The 18,778-nt window shown below is 63.1% G+C and carries 18 protein-coding genes and 1 riboswitch; of the genes, 8 read left to right on the top strand and 10 right to left on the bottom strand.

The genetic code is table 11. The features are described 5' to 3' along the window. Window positions 1–48: 48 nt before the first annotated feature. Window positions 49–435 carry an SRPBCC family protein gene (locus AC1Q6C_RS27580; RefSeq protein WP_054827545.1) on the bottom strand — a complete coding sequence of 129 codons (387 nt, stop codon included), beginning with the start codon at window positions 433–435 and terminating at the stop codon, window positions 49–51. 159 nt (window positions 436–594) lie between these two features. Here AC1Q6C_RS27580 and AC1Q6C_RS27575 point away from each other — a divergent pair, with 159 nt between their 5' ends. Next, the gene (locus AC1Q6C_RS27575) at window positions 595–2,406 is read left to right on the top strand and encodes an AMP-dependent synthetase/ligase (protein ID WP_047887999.1); all 1,812 of its coding nucleotides are present in this window, start codon (window positions 595–597) and stop codon (window positions 2,404–2,406) included. 96 nt (window positions 2,407–2,502) lie between these two features. On the opposite strand, the gene AC1Q6C_RS27570 is transcribed toward AC1Q6C_RS27575, so the two are convergent. The 4 genes from AC1Q6C_RS27570 to AC1Q6C_RS27555 all read right to left on the bottom strand — a co-directional run bounded on the left by AC1Q6C_RS27570 (window position 2,503) and on the right by AC1Q6C_RS27555 (window position 7,076). Then, window positions 2,503–3,630 (bottom strand): glycosyltransferase family 4 protein, encoded by a 1,128-nt coding sequence (locus AC1Q6C_RS27570; RefSeq protein ID WP_064444143.1) that lies wholly within the window; start codon window positions 3,628–3,630, stop codon window positions 2,503–2,505. A 78-nt stretch (window positions 3,631–3,708) separates the two neighbouring features. Further along, window positions 3,709–5,067 carry a peptidase MA family metallohydrolase gene (locus AC1Q6C_RS27565; RefSeq protein ID WP_223304499.1) on the bottom strand — a complete coding sequence of 453 codons (1,359 nt, stop codon included), beginning with the start codon at window positions 5,065–5,067 and terminating at the stop codon, window positions 3,709–3,711. Window positions 5,068–5,141: 74 nt separating this feature from the next. Beyond that, window positions 5,142–6,194, bottom strand: coding sequence for a C40 family peptidase (locus AC1Q6C_RS27560; protein WP_003941704.1), 1,053 nt, complete (start codon window positions 6,192–6,194; stop codon window positions 5,142–5,144). Between the two features lie 324 nt (window positions 6,195–6,518). Further along, entirely contained in the window at window positions 6,519–7,076 is a 558-nt protein-coding gene (locus AC1Q6C_RS27555; RefSeq protein ID WP_003941754.1) for a C40 family peptidase, read from the bottom strand. A gap of 14 nt (window positions 7,077–7,090) precedes the next feature. Continuing rightward, a riboswitch (cyclic di-AMP (ydaO/yuaA leader) is annotated at window positions 7,091–7,269 on the bottom strand. A gap of 521 nt (window positions 7,270–7,790) precedes the next feature. Here AC1Q6C_RS27555 and AC1Q6C_RS27550 point away from each other — a divergent pair. Together AC1Q6C_RS27550 and AC1Q6C_RS27545 are read left to right on the top strand one after the other, a co-directional pair. After that, the gene (locus AC1Q6C_RS27550; protein WP_268868028.1) at window positions 7,791–9,551 is read left to right on the top strand and encodes a DEDD exonuclease domain-containing protein; all 1,761 of its coding nucleotides are present in this window, start codon (window positions 7,791–7,793) and stop codon (window positions 9,549–9,551) included. Between the two features lie 78 nt (window positions 9,552–9,629). Continuing rightward, entirely contained in the window at window positions 9,630–9,905 is a 276-nt protein-coding gene (locus tag AC1Q6C_RS27545; RefSeq protein WP_003941677.1) for an Lrp/AsnC family transcriptional regulator, read from the top strand. Between the two features lie 8 nt (window positions 9,906–9,913). Here AC1Q6C_RS27545 and trpD read toward each other — a convergent pair whose 3' ends face one another. Both trpD and AC1Q6C_RS27535 read right to left on the bottom strand, forming a co-directional pair. Further along, on the bottom strand, window positions 9,914–11,005 hold the full coding sequence (trpD, locus tag AC1Q6C_RS27540; RefSeq protein WP_042921851.1) for an anthranilate phosphoribosyltransferase: 1,092 nt from the start codon (window positions 11,003–11,005) through the stop codon (window positions 9,914–9,916). A 126-nt stretch (window positions 11,006–11,131) separates the two neighbouring features. Then, window positions 11,132–11,620: a hypothetical protein gene (locus AC1Q6C_RS27535; RefSeq protein WP_054826532.1), complete on the bottom strand. Its 489-nt coding sequence runs from the start codon at window positions 11,618–11,620 to the stop codon at window positions 11,132–11,134. Between the two features lie 127 nt (window positions 11,621–11,747). Between AC1Q6C_RS27535 and ctaE the strand changes: the two genes are divergently transcribed. The 4 genes from ctaE (at window position 11,748) to qcrB (ending at window position 16,078) form a co-directional block, all read left to right on the top strand. Then, on the top strand, window positions 11,748–12,359 hold the full coding sequence (gene ctaE / locus AC1Q6C_RS27530) for an aa3-type cytochrome oxidase subunit III (RefSeq protein WP_007730060.1): 612 nt from the start codon (window positions 11,748–11,750) through the stop codon (window positions 12,357–12,359). A gap of 64 nt (window positions 12,360–12,423) precedes the next feature. Further along, the gene (gene qcrC, locus AC1Q6C_RS27525) at window positions 12,424–13,275 is read left to right on the top strand and encodes a cytochrome bc1 complex diheme cytochrome c subunit (RefSeq protein ID WP_003941682.1); all 852 of its coding nucleotides are present in this window, start codon (window positions 12,424–12,426) and stop codon (window positions 13,273–13,275) included. After that, on the top strand, window positions 13,272–14,414 hold the full coding sequence (qcrA, locus tag AC1Q6C_RS27520; RefSeq protein ID WP_007730058.1) for a cytochrome bc1 complex Rieske iron-sulfur subunit: 1,143 nt from the start codon (window positions 13,272–13,274) through the stop codon (window positions 14,412–14,414). The genes qcrC and qcrA overlap by 4 nt, the downstream gene beginning before the upstream one ends. 59 nt (window positions 14,415–14,473) lie before the next feature. Further along, a complete protein-coding gene (gene qcrB / locus AC1Q6C_RS27515) occupies window positions 14,474–16,078 on the top strand; it encodes a cytochrome bc1 complex cytochrome b subunit (protein WP_007730057.1) in 1,605 nt (534 codons plus the stop codon). A 149-nt stretch (window positions 16,079–16,227) separates the two neighbouring features. Here qcrB and AC1Q6C_RS27510 read toward each other — a convergent pair whose 3' ends face one another. Next, window positions 16,228–16,524, bottom strand: a complete 297-nt coding sequence (locus AC1Q6C_RS27510; protein ID WP_019748908.1) for an antibiotic biosynthesis monooxygenase family protein — start codon at window positions 16,522–16,524, stop codon at window positions 16,228–16,230. Between the two features lie 66 nt (window positions 16,525–16,590). On the opposite strand from AC1Q6C_RS27510, the gene AC1Q6C_RS27505 reads away from it, so the two are divergent. Continuing rightward, window positions 16,591–16,980 carry a DUF3224 domain-containing protein gene (locus tag AC1Q6C_RS27505; protein ID WP_063316159.1) on the top strand — a complete coding sequence of 130 codons (390 nt, stop codon included), beginning with the start codon at window positions 16,591–16,593 and terminating at the stop codon, window positions 16,978–16,980. Between the two features lie 109 nt (window positions 16,981–17,089). On the opposite strand, the gene AC1Q6C_RS27500 is transcribed toward AC1Q6C_RS27505, so the two are convergent. Next, on the bottom strand, window positions 17,090–17,506 hold the full coding sequence (locus AC1Q6C_RS27500; RefSeq protein WP_003941723.1) for a cytochrome c oxidase subunit 4: 417 nt from the start codon (window positions 17,504–17,506) through the stop codon (window positions 17,090–17,092). Window positions 17,507–17,545: 39 nt separating this feature from the next. Further along, window positions 17,546–18,610, bottom strand: coding sequence for an aa3-type cytochrome oxidase subunit II (gene ctaC, locus AC1Q6C_RS27495; RefSeq protein WP_007730054.1), 1,065 nt, complete (start codon window positions 18,608–18,610; stop codon window positions 17,546–17,548). Window positions 18,611–18,778: the final 168 nt, after the last annotated feature.

Here is an 18,778-nt window from a genome sequence, read left to right as displayed (position 1 = left end):
TCCTTCGTCAAAAGTCCAGAACCTGCACAACGTGCAGTGCTTCGATTATCAGTCCGGTGCTACTCCGGCGGCACGTCCCGCTTCGAGTTCGCGTTTGAGCTGGAACGACATGACCTTGCCATCGACCCGACGCTTGCGGTTCATCCCGGCGAGGTCGAGGGTCGCCAGATCGGACGGCGATACGCCGACCGGCTCACAGTGCAGGAAGTAGTGCGCGATCGTCCCGTCCATGGCCGGTTCGAGCCACACCTCCATGGTGCCGACCAGCTGACCGGACACTCCCCAACGGAATCCTGCGGGACCGCGATCTTCCCGGACTTCGAGCTCGAGATCACTGAACCAGCGACGCCACTGCGCGCGCGAGGACAACAGTTCGGCGACCCGCTCGGGCGGGGCGGCGATGAAAGTCTGGTCTGCGACCTGAATGCTGCTCACCGAAGTAGCTTCACATATCGCGTCCGCGAAGCGTCGAGGGGTGTCGCAACACTACATACCGGACAGACTGTAAGCCTGGCCACAACTGCGTCGGACATGCGACTACAGTAGGAGACGAAAACCCTACTCGTCAGTATTTCGCAGTGTCGGAGGTATTTCGTGCCTGAGTTCAGCGCACCCCAGACGTTCACCATTCCCGAGGATGCCTCCGCGGTCGACTCGGTCTTCGCCTTCGCGAAGACGAAGCCGGCGGCGGTTGTCTACAAGCGCAAAGTCGGAAATGCATGGGTCGATGTCACTGCAGGCGATTTCGCCGCTCAGGTGACTGCCGTCGCCAAGGGCCTCATCGCGATCGGCGTCAAGCAGGGCGACCGCGTCGGCCTCATGTCGGCGACGCGTTTCGAATGGCCGCTCGTCGACTACGCCATCTGGGCAGCCGGTGGCGTGACGGTTCCGATCTACGAAACCTCCGCAGCCGAGCAGGTTCGTTGGATTCTCGAGGACTCCGAAGCAATCGACCTCATCGTCGAGAACGACACTCACGCCGCGACCGTGAAGGACGTCGCTGCAGCCGCACCCGCGCTGCGCACGGTCTACCAGATCGATGCCGCGGCGGGCGGTAAGGGTGTCGTCGAGGAATTGACCGCACTGGGCGCCGACATCTCCGACGAGGACGTCCACGCCCGCGTCGCGGCACTGAAGGCATCCGATCCCGCGACCCTGATCTACACGTCGGGCACCACGGGCCGACCCAAGGGCTGCCAGCTGACGCACTCCAACCTGATTGCCGAGTCGAAGGGCATCCTCGACTCCAACCTCGGCACGCTGCTCAAGACTCCTGGCGTCCGCACGCTGATGTTCTTGCCGCTCGCGCACGTTCTCGCTCGCGCAGTCAGCATCGCGTCGTTCGACGCCGGTGCAGCGCTGGGGCACACGAGTGACATCCCGAACCTCGTTCCGACGTTCGGCGAGTTCAAGCCCGACTTCATCCTCTCGGTGCCGCGCGTGTTCGAGAAGGTCTACAACAGCGCACGCGCCAAGGCGCACGGCGACGGCAAGGGAAAGATCTTCGACGCGGCCGCAGACACCGCCGTCGCGTGGAGCGAGGCGCAGGACAAGGGCGGCGCCGGCATCGTTCTCAAGGCCAAGCACGCTCTCTTCGACAAGCTCGTGTACTCGAAGCTGCGCGCAGCGCTCGGCGGGCAGTGCCAGCTGGCCATTTCCGGTGGTGCACCTCTGGGCGCTCGACTCGGCCACTTCTTCCGCGGTATCGGCGTCACGATTTACGAGGGCTACGGACTGACCGAAACCACCGCGGCCTTCGCCGTCAACACCATCGGCGCACAGAAGGTCGGTTCTGTCGGAAAGCCGTTGGCCGGCAACTCCGTTCGTATCGCAGAAGACGGCGAAATCCTCCTCTCGGGACCGGTGGTCTTCACCGGCTACTGGCGCAACGAGAAGGCCACCGCCGAGTCGATCGAGAACGGCTGGTTCCACACCGGCGACCTCGGCACCGTCGACAAGGACGGCTACATCACCATCACCGGCCGCAAGAAGGAAATCATCGTCACGGCAGGCGGCAAGAACGTCTCCCCCGCTCAGCTCGAAGATTCCCTTCGCGCGCACCCGCTGATCAGCCAGGCCATCGTGGTCGGCGACCAGAAGCCTTTCATCGGCGCCCTCATCACCATCGACGCAGAAGCTCTTCCCGCCTGGAACGAGCGCAACAACAAGGCCGCAGGAACCACAGCGGCCGACCTGGTTTCGGACGGCGAACTGGTCGGCGAAATCCAGGACGCCATCGACGAGGCCAACAAGCTCGTCTCACACGCCGAGGCGATCAAGAAGTTCCGCATTCTTCCGGTCGACTTCTCCGAGGACACAGGCGAACTCACGCCCACGATGAAGCTCAAGCGCAACGTCGTGCACGAGAGCTTTGCCGCCGACATCGAAAAGATCTACGCCAAGTAGTCTTTCGCCGATCAGTCCTCTGCCGACACGAACGTGCCGACACGAACGGCCCGCACCGAATTCGGTGCGGGCCGTTCGCGTTCGAGTCCCGGTTGCTCAGCCGAGGAGATTACGCAGTTTCGAAGCGAGCGTGTCCCACTTCCAGTCTTCGGCAACCCATGCCCGGCCGGCTGCTCCCATCGCGGCCGCGCGATCACGATCGGACAGCACCTCGATCACGGATTCGGCGACGTCGCGAACCGAGGTGCCGTCGACCACGAGCCCGGTCTTGTTCTGCTGCACCGTTTCCGGAGCGCCACCACTGCGCCCGGCGATGACCGGCACACCGGTAGCCGAGGCCTCGAGGTAGACGATTCCCAGTCCTTCGACGTCCAATCCGGCGCCTCGGGTACGGCACGGCATGGCGAACACGTCGGCGATCGTGTGGTGCGCCGCCAACTCTGCGGCGGGCACCGTGCCCGTGAAGACGACGTGATCGTCCATCCCGGTCTTACGCGCCAATTGGCGGAGATAGTCCTCGTACGGCCCACCTCCGACGATCACCAGTACCGCCCCGTCAATGCTCTTGCGTACGGTCGGCAGCGCCTTGATGAGCATGTCCTGCCCCTTGCGTGGCACGAGCCGCGACAGGCACAGGATCGTGGGCCGCTCACCCAGCCCGTATCGCTTACGCAGTTCCGCGCGAGCGACCGAGTCCGGGTGGAACACTGACGTGTCCACTCCGGAAGGAAGGTGCTCGAGCGCCGCTTGCGGGCCGAAGGCCGCCGAGAACCGCCCACGGGTGTATTTGCTGACGAACGTCACCGCATCGGTGTGGTCACCGATCACACGCAACGACTGCCGCGCACCGGGAATCATCGACCATCCGACCTCGTGGCCGTGAGTACTCGCGATCACTCGGCTCGCTCCGGCGCGTCGAACAACCGGTGCCAACAACGCCAACGGCGCTGCCGCACCGAACCAGACCGACTCGCAGTCGTGCTTCTTGACCAACTTCGCGGCTCGACGAGCGACAAAAGGCGACGGCAGCATCAGCGTCGTCGGGTGCCGAACGACCTCGAAAGGCTGTGCCGCATCGAACTTCTTGTGCGAGTCGCCCCGCCACCGCGGTGCGTACACCACCAACTTGTCCGGCGGCAGATGCCCGGCGAACGTGTGGAGATAGGACTGGATACCTCCGGGGCGAGGAGGAAAATCGTTGGTCACCAAGAGGGTCCGGCGCATCCGTCCACCGTAGGGCACTCGGTGCTTCAAACGTGCGAAGGGCACCTCGCCGCTGCAATCGACCCAGCCGCGAACTACTCAGCCCAGATGGCTGTTGGTCCAGTCGACCCATCCGGCTCGCAGTTCCTCGGTTCCGACGCCAACGACCGCTCGGATCCGCGAATCGAGGTCTTCGGCCGTCATCTTTCCGGAGGCGAGAGCGCGAAAGAGGTCGGTCAGCTTTGCTTCTCCGAATCGATCGGCGATATACGCGTTGATCGACCACGCCGATTCGTACGCCAGTGAACTCACGACCGGTACACCGCTGAACTGCGTGTCGTCCGGAAACTCGGTCGGAGTATCGCCGGAGCGTACCGCTGCCGCCAGAGTCGGCGCGATCTCACCCCAGGCCCGCGAGGATCCACGGTTTCCCGCGTATTCGGCAAACCCTTCCAATACCCACATCGGCGACCCGTCACGGGTTTTCGATCGGGCGGCTATGTGCATCAGTTCGTGGCGCAACACCGTTCGCCTGGTGATGTCGGTCAACCTCGAAGCCGCGGCAGGCGAGAAGACCACCCGCTGGCCACTCACGTCGGAAGACCCGTCCGCCGTCGCATCCGCGACCGACACTGCAGCAATCGAAGCGCCGTCGTGATGGGAGCCGACCAGTGCGGTGAATTCCTCAGCGGACCCCGCCACCATGAGCACCGCGCGCTCGGACCACCACGGCCCCCACAACTGCGTCGTGTTCTCGATGGCTGAGTCCACATCGGCAGCCAAAGCGTCGACGAACGCCTGCTGACCCGGGTGGCCGATCACCAGCGCGTTACCCGCAGAATTCTCGGCGACGGCAAGCGGGCCGAAGTCCCAGGGGCCGTTCCAGGATTCGCCCGCCGTTCGGGCGCCGTCCAGTCCGACGATCGACCCGTCCGCAAGAACCGACCACTGATCGCCGCGTTTCGCGAGCGTCATGGACACTGCCTTGCGCGTGGGCAATGCGTCGACGCCGTCGAGGGCGTACCGCAACAGAACTTGCGCATTCCATACTTCGACGTCTCCGCCCGGCGCACCGGTTCGCGGCGCCGGAGTCAGGCCGCCGCTGGGAATCTCGTATCCCCAGTCGGAGAATTCAAGCGCTCCCGCAGCAGTGGCTCGTCGAACTTCCGCCTCGAGCACACCGGGTGCGGCGGCACTGTCGACGAACTTCGCCAGCCCCGACGGATCGTCGGACATCTGAGCCGCGGCCCATGCATCGAGAAAGCTCTGGACTTGAGCGCTGCGTTCCGCGTCCTGTTCGGCGGCGGCATTTTCGTCGGAATCGGACCTGTTCGTCAGGAAGATCGTCAGGCCCAGAACGAGCACCACGGCTACACCGAGCGCCACGAGGGCCGGATACTCCCAACGGCGTGGTCGATCTGCGCCGACGTCGGGCGTCGTCATCGGTTCAGTCGGCACGGTGCCGAGTGTAGGAGAACTCGACTCGACGCTTCACGGCGGCTGGCCACACGCCGCTCGGGCGCAGCAAGCCGTCAGTAACGACGCGCAGTGGAGAACTCCATGCCTGCCATCGACTGGACCTTCACCGGTACGCCGAACGTCGACGCATGCAGAATGTTTCCGTCGCCGGCGTAGATGCCGACATGCGAGTTGTCGCTGTAGAACGTCACGACGTCGCCGGGCTGTAGTTGGTCCCTCGACACCGGTACACCGCCCTGCGCCTGCGCTTGGCTCGATCGCGGCAGAGTCTTTCCGATCTGCTTGTAGGCCCATACCACCAGACCTGAGCAGTCGAACTCGTTCGGGCCGGTCGCGCCCCAGACGTACGGGTCACCGATCCGCGTGAGGCCTGCCTGCAGAGCAGCAGCACCCGAGCCAGGGGTCAAGTTAGCCAGAATTTTGCTGAGATCGACGTCCGGCGGGAAAGGCGTACCGCTCAGTTGGTTACGTTCGTCGTCGGTGAGATTCTGGAAGGCTTTGGTCACGTCGGCGATCTGCGTCTGCAGTTCACTCTGCTTGCGCTGCAAATCGTCACTGAGCGCGCGGGCTTGATCGGCGGCGGTTCGCGCTTCTTCGGCCGATCGCTTCGACGCTTCCGAGGCGGCACGCGCATCGGCAGTGGCTTGGTTGAACTGAGAGACCTGTACTGCCGCGTCGTTGGAAATCACGTCGAGCGCAGACATCTGGTCGAGCAACTGCTGCGGCGAGTCGCTCACCATCAACGCAAAGAGGCGATTGGTTCGCGCACCCTGGTAATTCGCTGTGGCAATACGGTTTACCGCCGGAGCGAACTCGGCGACGCGCGCCGAAGCCGCGTCGAGAAGACCCTGATCGGCTGCCGATCGCACGTCCGCATCATTCGCGACTGCCAGCTTCGCGTCGAGGTCGATCTGCGCGTTGTGCAGCGCTTCGTTGGTCTGCTCGGAAACCCGGGAGAGTTCACCGAGCTTGTCGAGCGCCTCGGTGGGGTTGGTGATGACGGGGTCAGCACCGGCCTGCATCGAAGGCCCTGCAACGAGTCCGAACGCCAGCACTCCCACTGTCAATGCGGCCCGTACTCGACTGTTGTTTTTCGATGAAACCACGGAATGCAACTCTCCGTCTCGGTGAAGCGACGCCGACCGGGGCCGGTCGACGATCTGTTAGCTGGCTGTCAACTATCCACAGTACCTGTCTCGGCCGCGCAATGTCTCGATAAGGTTACGGAACGGCATACGTTTGTGTCTACTCGCCGGTAGGCGTGTCGGGGTGAAGTACCGGGCGAATTGTCGCGAAACGAAAATGTGGGCCCCGAATCGAAGATTCGAGGCCCACATTCGAAGATCCGGAGCTCCCCCGAGCTCCGCCGCATCACAGCGGCGGATCGTTCCGACTGCCTACCGGAGACAGCCGTCGAGCGTGTTCAGAAATCAGTAACGGCGAGCGCCGTCGTACGGCATCGAGGACACCGGAGCGAGCTTCACGGGCTGACCAGCGGTCGACGCGTGGATGACATTGCCGTTACCGGCGTAGATGCCCGAATGCGATCCGCCGTAGAAGGAGATCACGTCGCCGACCTGAAGATCGGACTGTGCGACGGCAACGCCGGCTGCAGCCTGGTCGTAGCTCGTGCGAGGCAGGTTGAGACCGGCCTGCTTGTATGCCCACTGAACGAGACCGGAGCAGTCGAATGCGTCCGGGCCGGCTGCGCCGTACACGTACGGGGAGCCCAGCTTGCTCTCTGCGGCGCGAACTGCCTGCTCACCAACACTGGAGATGGGAGCGGCCGGTGCAGCCGGTGCGATGTCGGTGATGCCCGGAATGACCGGCAACTGAGGAATAGAAACGCCCGGAACCTCGAACGTGCCGACGCCGGGGATGGTGATGGGGTCTGCCGAGGCAGGTGCAGCGGTTGCAGCGAATGCTCCGACTGCGAGCGCGCCGGCTACTGCCAACTGCGCAGAACGCTTGAAACTCTGTGACGCCACTTAAGGGGTGCTCCATTTCTTCCATTCATCCGCCGACCGAGTTAGCTGACGGGTTCGGGCTGGGAAGATCAGCCCTACCCGCGTGGTCTGCAGCGATCCTGCGTGCTGCACCCCAGGCGGGATTCACCCCAGTGGAAACTTGGGTTCCCGGTTCGGGTTCCTCGCGGAGATCCCGATTAGGCGGTTCCTGACGATGCCGGTCCTGTTTGGTCCGGCAAGACTTCGTTAGGTCTCAGGAAGGTTACGAAATGATCGCGACGATGTCGACCGCTTCGTGACAATCGCGCCCGATTCGCCGGAAATCGTGGTGCCGCGCCCGCGATACGCCCGGCGGGTCACGGGGAGATAACAACAGGTCGGTTCGGCGACCCACTCCAGGCCGTCAAACCCGCGCCCTCTACCCACTGCCAAGGCTCACCAAACCCGACAATCCGATCTTCCATGCAGTTCAACGATGATTACTTGAAACTAGAACCTGTTCCGGTCACGGACGCGGTTTCAGCCGTCGACAGACGCACCGAAGACCCCTCGACTCGCCCTACTCACAAGTAGGCGCGCGTCCACATTCGCGAGTTCCCACCGCAAGTGTGATCCTCGTCTCTCCTACTTTTGTCGGGCGTTCATCCACCGATTTCGCAATGGAAGTCCGTGCGGGTCGGATTCCGTGTCTGCACTCTCGAATTCGTGTCGGGGGGTACTTCTACTGTCTGCGGTGTGAGTCCCGCCTCGGCCCGAGAATTTCCGTCTCCGCCCCCGTTCTCCGACGGGGAGAAGTTCGACGTCGGGCGGCAACTGAGCTTCGACGAACTGGACACACCGCTGAGCGAGACAACATTTGTCGTCGTCGACCTCGAGACCACAGGGGGCAGCGCCGACCAGGACTCCATCACCGAGATCGGCGCCGTCAAGATCCGCGGCGGCGAGGTACTGGGCGAAATGGCAACACTCGTCGACCCCGGCCGGTCGATTCCGCCCTACATAGTCGAACTGACCGGAATCACCACGGCCATGCTGATCGGCGCACCTCCAATCGAACGTGTCCTGCCTGCATTTCTCGAGTTCGCCGAGGGCGCGGTGCTGGTGGCACACAACGCGCCGTTCGACATCGGTTTCCTCAAAGCAGCGGCGTCACGCAGCGCGCGCCCGTGGCCTGCGTTCCGTGTCCTGTGCACCGTCAAACTCGCCCGGCGCGTACTCACACGCGACGAAGCACCTTCGGTGAAGCTCTCCGCACTCGCCCATCTCTTCCAAGTGACCACCCAGCCGACGCACCGGGCTCTCGACGACGCGCGTGCGACCGTCGACGTCCTCCACGGACTGATCGACAGGGTCGGAAACCAGGGTGTCCACAGTTACAGCGAACTAGTCGACTACCTGCCCAACATTTCCTCGCATCAACGGGCCAAACGGTCCTTCGCCGCAAACCTGCCGCGAAGCCCCGGTGTCTACCTTTTCCGCGGTCCTTCCGACGAAGCCCTCTACATAGGAACTGCTACCGACCTTCGACGCCGCGTCCGCAACTACTTCACCGGTTCGGAGACCCGCGGCCGGATGAAGGAAATGGTCGCGCTGGCCACCCGCGTGGACCATGTCGAGTGCGCGCACGCTCTCGAAGCCGGGGTGCGTGAACTACGACTGCTGAGCGCGCATGCGCCGCCGTACAACCGTCGCTCCAAGTTTCCCAAGCGAGGTTGGTGGATCACCCTCACCGACGAGGCGTTTCCGAGACTGTCCGTGGTTCGCACGCCCACGGCCGATTCGATCGGCCCGTTCACCTCTCGCGCCGACGCAGTCGACGTCGCCGACACCGTCGCAGAGTTCAGTCGTCTGCGCACGTGTACCAAGCGTCTCGGACGCGGCGCCGTTCACGGCCCTGACTGCCCCGCTCGCGAACTGGGGGCGTGTCCAGCCTCCTGGACCCCGGAAATCAACGCAGAGGACTACGCGGCCGCCCCTGAGGCCGTGCGTGGATTCTTCCGAGGAACCAACGACACTCCCCTCCAACAGATGCAGGCCCGGATAGACGAGCTGTCCGCACACGCGTTGTTCGAGAATGCTGCGCGTCTGCGTGACCGAACGGTCGCAGTCGCCACCGCAGTGCGGCGCACTCAGCGACTCGCTGCAGTCGCGGCGATCGAACAACTCGTTCTCGCCCGCCCCACCGGAGACGGCGGCTGGGAGCTGTCGGTGATCCGGTCCGGGCGTCTCGCGTCCGCCGGGCTCGCCAGACGTGGGACTCACCCGATGCCCGTCGTCGACGCCATCACCGCGGCGGCCGAAACCGTCCTACCGGACGACGCCCCGTTCCGCGGCGCGTCACCCGAAGAACTGGGACTGATCGCAAGGTGGCTCTCGTCGGACGGTGTCCGAATCGTGTCGGCGACATCTGGATACGTCGAACCTGTGAGCGGCGCCGGCAAGTGGGAAGCCTGGTGCCGACTCGCCCGAGCCGGAACCGAATCCGAACATCGATGACGTAACGGCGGGGCGGCACCCCTAAGCTCGATCGAAACCACCGGGTCATCACAACCCGCAGGGAAATCGAGGAGAGAAATGATCAACGCCATCGTCATGATTCACGCCGAGTCCGCTCGGATCCCGGAAACCGCGCAGGCCGTCGCCGACCTGTCCGGAGTGACCGAGGTCTACTCGTGCGCAGGTGACGTCGATTTGATCGCCATCGTGAAAGTGCGTGACCACGCCCAGATCGCCGACGTGGTCACCGGAGGAATCAACAAGGTGCCCGGCGTTCTCCGAACCGCCACACACATTGCGTTCCAGTCATTCTCCAGCGCAGACGTCGAGGCCGGTTTCTCGCTGGGTGAATAGCCCCTCGATCAGGCTTGGTCGGCCAGCTCGGCGGTGAGCGCCGCCCACTTGTGAAGCAGTTCAGCGCCCGCGCCGCTGTCGATCGCGGCAGCGGCTGCAGTCATCCCGGCAGAGATCGCACTCTCGAGATCGTCGCCGACACCGTTGAATGCCGCGATGGCTGCTCCCGCGTTCAGCAGGACCGCGTCCCGGACCGGCCCCTTCTGCCCGGAAAGCAGCGTTCTGGCGACGGTGGCGTTGATTTCGGCGTCGCCTCCACGCAACTCTTCGAGAGGAACGCGGTCGATTCCGAGGTCACGCGGATCCAGCGTGACAGTTCGCACACTTCCACCCCCGACGATGTGAACTGTCGACGTCGTCGATGTGGTCAGTTCGTCCAGTCCGTCGTCTCCCCGTACCACCAACGCCGAATTGCCGCGCTGCGCAAGGACTCCCGCGACGACCGAGATCAGTTTCGGAAATGCGCACCCGATCAGCCCGGCACGCGGACGAGCCGGATTGGTCAGTGGACCGAGCACGTTGAATGCCGTCGGAATGCCGATTTCCTTGCGAGGCACCGCCGCAAAGCGCAGTGCGGGATGGAAGACCGGCGCGAAACAAAAGCCGATGCCGACCTCTTCGACGCACCTCGCAACCTGCTCCGGCCCGAGGTTGATGCGAACGCCGAGCGCCTCGAGCACGTCGGCGCCACCGCTCTTGGACGAAGCAGCGCGGTTGCCGTGCTTGACAACTCGCACACCGGACGCGGCAACCACGATCGAGGCCATCGTCGAGATGTTCACCGTGTTGGAGCGGTCACCACCCGTGCCGACGATGTCGACGACGTCGGAATCGACCGGCACGCGCCTGGAGTGTTCGAGCATCGCGGCGGCGAGCCCTTCCAACTCCGCGGGGGTTTCGCCCTTCATCTTCAGACCGACCCCGAAAGCAGCGATCTGAGCGGAGGTGGCGTTGTCCGACATGATCTCGCCCATCGCCCAGCGACTGTCGGCTTCCGACAAGTCACTGCCGTCCGTGAGCAAACCGAGAATCAACGGCCAGGACCGCACCACTGCACTCGAATCGACGTTCACGGCGTTGGATGCGTCGGTGCCGGCCATAGTGCCTTGGTCCCCTGTCGTTCGAGTGGGCTGGATTTCGAGCTGTCGTTTCGCGCTGCCATTTTGTGCTGCCGATGACCCTCGCAGCCTAGTCAGTGAGGTAAGGAGGAAACCGAATAGGGCCGCTCAGGACTTTCTGCGACCGCGTTTGGGCGGCGCCTCCGCAAGTATCGGGGGCTGGAGCGCGTCCCACCCGGCGACCGAACCACCGAGTCGCTGCGCCAGACCGGCCATTCGTGACCGCTCCTGGGAGCAATGCAGGGCGTCAAGCACCTGGACACGCTCGAAGACGACGCGAACCGAATTCTCGACCACCGGAGTCACGTCCTCGGGCCGACTCGAGCCTCGCACATATCCGTCCTGGGCGACGATGCTCTCGGCATCGGCTACCGAGCCCTCCGGGAGGTCGAGATGATGCCGCAGAACCACTTCGGACTCCGCCCTGAACTCCGGCTCGGTGGAGGCGGCACGTTCGAGAGCCGTCGAGCTCGCCTCGGCGTCGTCGAAGCCTTCGGCAACGACGACCAGATCCGACCGCCCTGCATCGAGCGGTGTCGGAATCTTCGTGCCGAAAATTCTCAGGAACCACGGTCTACTCTTGTGTGTAGCTGCCATCGCGCCAGCATATTCCGACCACGCCACCAGCGCGTTCGCCGCCCGATCCCGCGAACTCGAGCCGAGCGACGCGCCGATGGTGGACCCGAGTGGTCGTCTCTTACGACGAAGCGTCATACTTCTGTCTGTGACGAGCGCAGTAGGGACTTCAGGATCGGCAATCACCCAACGCGTGCACTCGCTGAACCGGCCGAATATGGTCAGCGTTGGCACCATCGTGTGGTTGTCAAGTGAGCTCATGTTCTTCGCAGGGCTCTTTGCCATGTACTTCGTGGCACGAGCTCAGGCGAACGGAAATTGGCCGCCGGAGCCAACCGAATTGAACCTGTATCTGGCCGTGCCGGTGACCTTGGTGCTTATCGCATCTTCGTTCACCTGCCAGATGGGTGTCTTCGCGGCTGAGCGTGGCGACGTCTTCGGACTTCGTCGCTGGTACACCATCACCTTGGTCATGGGGGCGTTCTTCGTCGCCGGCCAGGGTTACGAGTACTACCACCTCGTGCACGAGGGCACCACGATTTCGAGCAGCGTGTACGGCTCGGTGTTCTACATGACCACCGGCTTCCACGGTCTGCACGTCATCGGCGGTCTCATCGCCTTCGTCTTCTTGATCGCACGTACCCGGGTCAGCAAGTTCACGCCCGCCCAGGCCACCGCCGCGATCGTTGTTTCGTACTACTGGCACTTTGTCGACATCGTGTGGATCGCGCTGTTTGCCACGATTTATTTCATCCGTTAATCAGCTGTACGCCCCAGGCAGCCCCTGACGTCCAGTTCCGTCCCGACATACCAAAGGGATACAGATGAGTTCATCCCCCCCTCCCGCATCCGATAACTCAGCGAATGCCGCGAAGTCGCGTCGCCAGCGGAAAATCCGCCGGCGCGTCACTGGCGCGCTCGTATTGATGATGGGATTGATCAGCGCAGGTTTCCTCGCTTCGGCGTTGACACCAGCTCCGCAGGTTGCGACCGCCAGTGACGATTCAGCAGCCCTGATTCGTGAAGGCAAGCAGCTGTACGACACGTCATGCATCACGTGCCACGGCGCGAACTTGCAGGGCGTGCAGGACCGCGGTCCCAGCCTCATCGGCGTCGGCGAAGCAGCCGTGTACTTCCAGGTCTCCTCTGGTCGTATGCCGGCAGCTCGCAACGAGGCCCAGGCTGCACGCAAGGACCCCAAGTTCGATGCTGCGCAGACCGACGCCCTCGGCGCTTTCATCCAGGCCAACGGCGGCGGCCCGACGCTCATCCGCGACGAGAACGGCGAAATCGCCCAGTCCTCGCTGCGCGGTGGCGACGTCGGACGCGGCAGTGAGCTCTTCCGGCTCAACTGCGCGTCGTGCCATAACTTCACCGGCCGCGGTGGCGCACTGTCCTCGGGCAAGTACGCCCCGGTCCTGGATCCGGCCAGCGAGCAGCAGATCTACGCTGCCATGGTTACCGGTCCCCAGAACATGCCGAAGTTCTCGGATCGTCAGCTGACGATCGAGGAGAAGAAGGACATCATCGCCTACGTCAAGTCGTCGGGCGAGTCGAAGGACCCCGGTGGGTACGGGCTCGGTGGCCTCGGTCCGGCCTCTGAGGGTCTCGCCATGTGGGCCGTCGGAATCATCGCTGTCGTCGGTGCAGCATTGTGGATCGGAGCAAGGTCATGAGCGACGCTGGCCAGCATGGCGGCGATACGCCTAAGAAGTACACAGATGAAGAGCTCGACGCGATGTCACGCGACGACCTGGTCAAGCTGGGTACCAATCTCGATGGCGTCGATGTCGTCTACCGCCGTGATCGTTGGTCGGTAAAGGGCACCAGGGCGGAAAAGCGCGCCGAGCGCAACGTCGCCTTCTGGTTCGGCCTCGCCGGCGTTTCGGCGATCGCGTTCATCGCGATCTACCTGTTCTGGCCCTGGGAGTACGCAGGCGCCGGTGACGAGAACTACGGCAAGTACAGCCTGTACACCCCGCTGATCGGCTTGACCATGGGTCTGGCGATCCTCGGCGTCGGCATCGGTGCCGTTCAGTTCACGAAGAAGTTCATCCCCGAAGAGGTCTCGATCCAGGACCGCCACGACGGTGGTTCCACCGAGGTCGATCGTCGCACGATCGTCGCCGAGCTCGGCGACACCCTCGAGACGTCCACCCTCCCCCGCCGCAAGGCCATCAAGCGCAGCTTGATGTTCGGCGGCGGCGCACTCGGCGTCATGATGGTCATGCCCCTCGGCGGACTCATCAAGAACCCGTGGGCCAAGGGCGACGACTCACCTCTGTGGGTGTCCGGCTGGACCCCGAACTACCCGGGCGAGACCATCTACCTGCGTCGTGACACCGGCCGTCCCGAGGACATCGTCCTCGTTCGCCCGGAAGATCTCGATGCCGGTTCGATGGAAACGGTCTTCCCGTTCCGCGAGTCCGACCGTGGCGACGAGCACGCTCTGCTCGCAGCACTACGCGGCATTCGTAACTCGGTGATGCTCATCCGCCTCCGCACGGAAGACACCGCGCGTGTCACCAAGCGTAAGGGCCAGGAAAGCTTCAACTACGGCGATTACTTCGCCTACTCGAAGATCTGCACCCACCTGGGTTGCCCCACCTCGCTCTACGAACAGCAGAGCAACCGTATTCTGTGCCCCTGCCACCAGTCGCAGTTCGACGCACTGACCTACGGCAAGCCGATCTTCGGTCCCGCTGCTCGCGCACTTCCGCAGTTGCCTATTACAGTGAACGAAGAGGGCTTCCTGGTCGCCGACGGTGACTTCATCGAAGCACTCGGCCCGGCATTTTGGGAGCGTCGACCGTGACCACAACAACAACCAAACCGTCCAAGATCAGCGCGGCAGCGGCTGGACAAGCGGAGGCTATGGACTCCCGCTACCACCTCGCCGCAGGCATGCGCCGGCAGATCAACAAGGTCTTCCCGACGCACTGGTCCTTCATGCTCGGCGAGATCGCGCTCTACAGCTTCGTGATCCTGCTGATCTCCGGTGTGTTCCTGACGCTGTTCTTCGATCCGTCGATGGCACACGTCGTCTACCAGGGCGCATACCAGCCGCTTCGCGGTGTCACGATGTCTCGCGCCTACGAGACGACCCTGAACATCTCCTTCGAGGTGCGCGGCGGTCTCTTCGTTCGCCAGATTCACCACTGGGCTGCACTGATGTTCGCGGCGTCGATCATCGTTCACCTCGCTCGCATCTTCTTCACCGGCGCCTTCCGTCGCCCACGTGAAGCGAACTGGGTCATCGGCTGCCTGCTGCTCATCCTGGCGATGTTCGAAGGCTTCTTCGGTTACACCATCCCCGACGACCTGCTCTCGGGCACCGGCCTCCGCGCCGCCTTCGGTGGTATCACGATGAGTATCCCGATCGTCGGTACCTGGATGCACTGGCTGATCTTCGACGGCGACTTCCCCGGCGACCTCATCATCCCGCGTCTCTACGTCGCTCACGTGCTGCTGTTCCCGGGCATCATCCTGGCTCTGATCGCCGGCCACCTCGCGTTGGTCTGGTACCAGAAGCACACGCAGTTCCCCGGCCCCGGCCGTACGGAACAGAACGTCGTCGGCGTCCGCATCCTCCCGGTCTTCGCGATGAAGGGTGGCGCGTTCTTCGCCATGACCTTCGGCGTGCTCGCACTGCTCGGTGGTCTGTTCCAGATCAACCCCGTGTGGAACATCGGTCCGTACAACCCGTCACAGGTCTCGGCAGGTTCCCAGCCCGATATCTACATGATGTGGACGGACGGCCTTGCTCGACTGTGGCCAGCGTGGGAGATCTACCTGTTCAACCGGTACACGATCCCTGCAGTGTTCGCCGTCGCCCTGATCATGGGCCTCGTCTTCGCACTGTTAATCGCGTACCCGTGGATCGAGAAGCGTCTCACCGGAGACGACGCTCACCACAACATCCTGCAGCGCCCGCGCGACGTGCCGGTCCGTACCGCTATCGGTGCGATGTCCATCGCGTTCTACCTGGTGCTCACGATCTCCTGCATCAACGACATCATCGCGTACCACCTGCACATCTCGCTGAACGCAATGACGTGGATCGGCCGTATCGGCATGGTCATCCTTCCGCCCATCGCGTACTTCGTGACGTACCGGTTCTGCATCGGCCTGCAGCGCAGTGACCGTGCAGTCCTCGAACACGGCATCGAGACCGGCATCATCAAGCGGATGCCGAACGGCCAGTACATCGAGATCCACCAGCCGCTCGGCCCCGTCGACGAGCACGGACACCCGATCCCGCTCGAGTACCAGGGTGCTGCTGTCCCGAAGAAGATGAACAAGCTCGGCCTCGCCGGCAAGCCCGGTAGCGGTAGCCTGATCACCGCTGACCCAGTCGAGGAGAGCGAGGCTCTCGAAGCCGCTCATCACGAAGCTGAGCACGAGCAGCTTCAGATCCTTCTGGACTACCAGAACCGAACCAACGGCAAGTCCGATGGTTCAAGTGGAGAACTCCACTAAGAACGTCAGTTGACCAGTGAGGCCCCGAACCGGATTCCGGTTCGGGGCCTCACTCGTTCTCTGAGCGATTCAGTATGGACAACCTCCAAGTGGGCACCACTCCCCCGGTCCGTCGTCTGAGCGCCGACAACAGCAGGCACTACGCTTTGCTAGACCTCGAGCACAGTCGAATAGTGCTCCACCGTCGGGAACGGCTCGTAGAAGTGATGGAGAAGTTCTCGCCACTTCTCGTATCCTGGCGACTTACGGAACCCGATGGTGTGTGACTCCACGTCTTCCCACTCGACCAGCAGGAGATATCGCTCCGGTGATTCCAGGCAGTGCGAGAGCCGCAGCCTGATGAATCCGGGAACCTCGGAGATGATGGTTCGGGCCACGTCGAATGCGGCCTCGAAACGCGCTGACTGCGACGGATCGACCTGCAGGACGGCATGTTCGAGAATCATCTACCGAGTGTTGCACGTTCTCGGGAGTCCCCTCGAGGCGTTGTCGCCTGGTGAGATACTCGGACCATGACATCCCATGCACGCGGCACCTTCGAGATCGATCTTCGCCCCGCCGATCCTGAGCTCTCCGGACGCGTCGGACGCTTCGAGTTCGACAAGACGTTCATCGGCGGCGTCGAAGGCACGTCGTCCGGACTGATGCTGTCCGCGGGCGATCCGACAGCCGGTGCAGCGGGCTATGTCGCTTTGGAGTTTGTCACGGGGCAGGTCGACGAAGCTGTGGGATCGTTCGCCCTGCAGCAGTTCGGTCAGATGATCGACGGAACGCAGAAGCTTCTGTACGAGATCGTGCCGGGGTCCGGAACCGGCGAGTTGAAGGGCATCTCAGGCACTCTCGAGCTCGAGGTCGTCGACGGTCTGCACCGCTACGACCTCGAATACTCGCTCCACGATTGACAGAGAGCGGCTGTTGACAGGCACCCTCCTACCACCGAAACGTACATAAACGACAACAGAGGCGCCGTACCCGGGTGGGTGCGGCGCCTCTGTTCGAGTGCGGGTGAAACTAGTGCTTCTCGGGTCCGGTGTAGTACTCGAACACCAGGCCTGCGGCTGCGGCGAGCACACAGACAACTGCGACTGCGATGAGCCACGGCTGGAAGTACGCCAGCGACACTGCCGCGAGTGCAGCAGCAGCGGCAAGCAGGATCGGCCAGAAGCTACCCGGGCTGAAGAAGCCCAGTTCTCCTGCACCATCCGAGATTTCAGCGTCGTCGTAGTCCTCGGGACGGGTGTCCAGACGACGGGCGACGAAGCGGAAGTAGGTACCCACGATGAGCGTCAGACCTGCAGACAGGACGATGGCCGTCAGTCCGGCCCACTCGATACCTGTGCGTGACAGAGCGGTGAACACTCCGTAGATGATCGCGACGAGAATGAAGAACATCGTCAGGATCTCGAAGAGCTTGGCTTCGATCTTCATATCAGCACTTGTCCTTGTTCAGTGAAGAGGCTGGCCGGCTCAGTTGCCTGCAGTGGCGACGGTTGCCTGACGGTACTCGCGGTCGGTGTTGAACGGCGTGGTCGACGTAGCCACCGGCGACTGACCGATTGCCTGCAGAGCCTCAGCGGTCGTCAGACCACCCTTGCCCTCCGCGTCACCCTTGCGCAGTTCGATGTACTTGGCGAAGTCCTCCGGCGAAACCGCACGAACCTCGAAGTTCATCATCGCGTGGAACGTGCCACACATTTCTGCACAACGCCCGACGAACGCGCCTTCCTTCTCGATCTCACTGATCTGGAAGATGTTGTCCGAGTGGTTCTCCTTGGGGTTCGGGAGAACGTCACGCTTGAACAGGAACTCGGGCACCCAGAATGCGTGGATGACGTCCGAGGAAGCGAGTTCGAACTGGATTCGCTTGCCGGTAGGCAGAACGAGGATCGGGATCTCCTGGCTGGAGCCGACGGTCTCGATCTTGTCGTAGTGCAGGTAGCTCAGGTCCTCGGTGCTGTTGCCGTGGATCGGGCCGGGAACTTCTTCGCCGTGATCGTTGACAGTGGAGCCCTCGGTCTTGGCAGCCTCTTCGGCCTCGACGTCGATTCCGTTGTACTTGGCGGAACCGTCACCGAACTCGATGGAGCGGTAGCCGAACTTCCAGTTCCACTGGAAGGCCGTGACGTCTACAACGACGTCAGGGTTGTCCGTCTTGTCCAGAACATGGTTCTGAACGATGACGGTGAAGTAGAAGAGAACCGCGATGATGACGAAGGGAACTGCCGTGTAACCGAGTTCGAGCGGCACGTTGTATGCCGTCTGACGCGGGAATTCCGGCGAGTCCTTCTTCTTACGGTGGAAGATGACGGCCCAGAAGACCAACCCCCACACCAGCACACCCATGACGAGGGCGGCTACAACCGACCACGTCCACAGCTCACGCATGCGCGTCGCCTCCGGGGTGATGCCCGAAGGCCACCCGAAACGAAGCACTTCGTTGTCGATGGAGCAACCCGACAGCAGCAAGGCAGCAATGCCCAGAGATACTGCCAGCCCCGCTCGCCGAAGGATCCGACCTTGCGCCACGTTCACGCCTTCCTGATCGCCACAAAATTCAACTAGGGCATGCCCGGAGGGAAGGCCCAATTACTACGCAGCGTAGACCAAAGCCGGGCGCTATCCATCCTCGGGTCCTCGCCCGTGTCGCGGCGGACGTCACACAGCTCTCTCAGGTGCTGCTCAGGAACGGCTCAGGTCGTT

Source organism: Rhodococcus sp. MT28, from assembly GCF_058792695.1.
The sequence above is the reverse complement of the archived record's forward strand: the minus strand, read 5'-3'. Positions and strand labels throughout refer to the sequence as shown.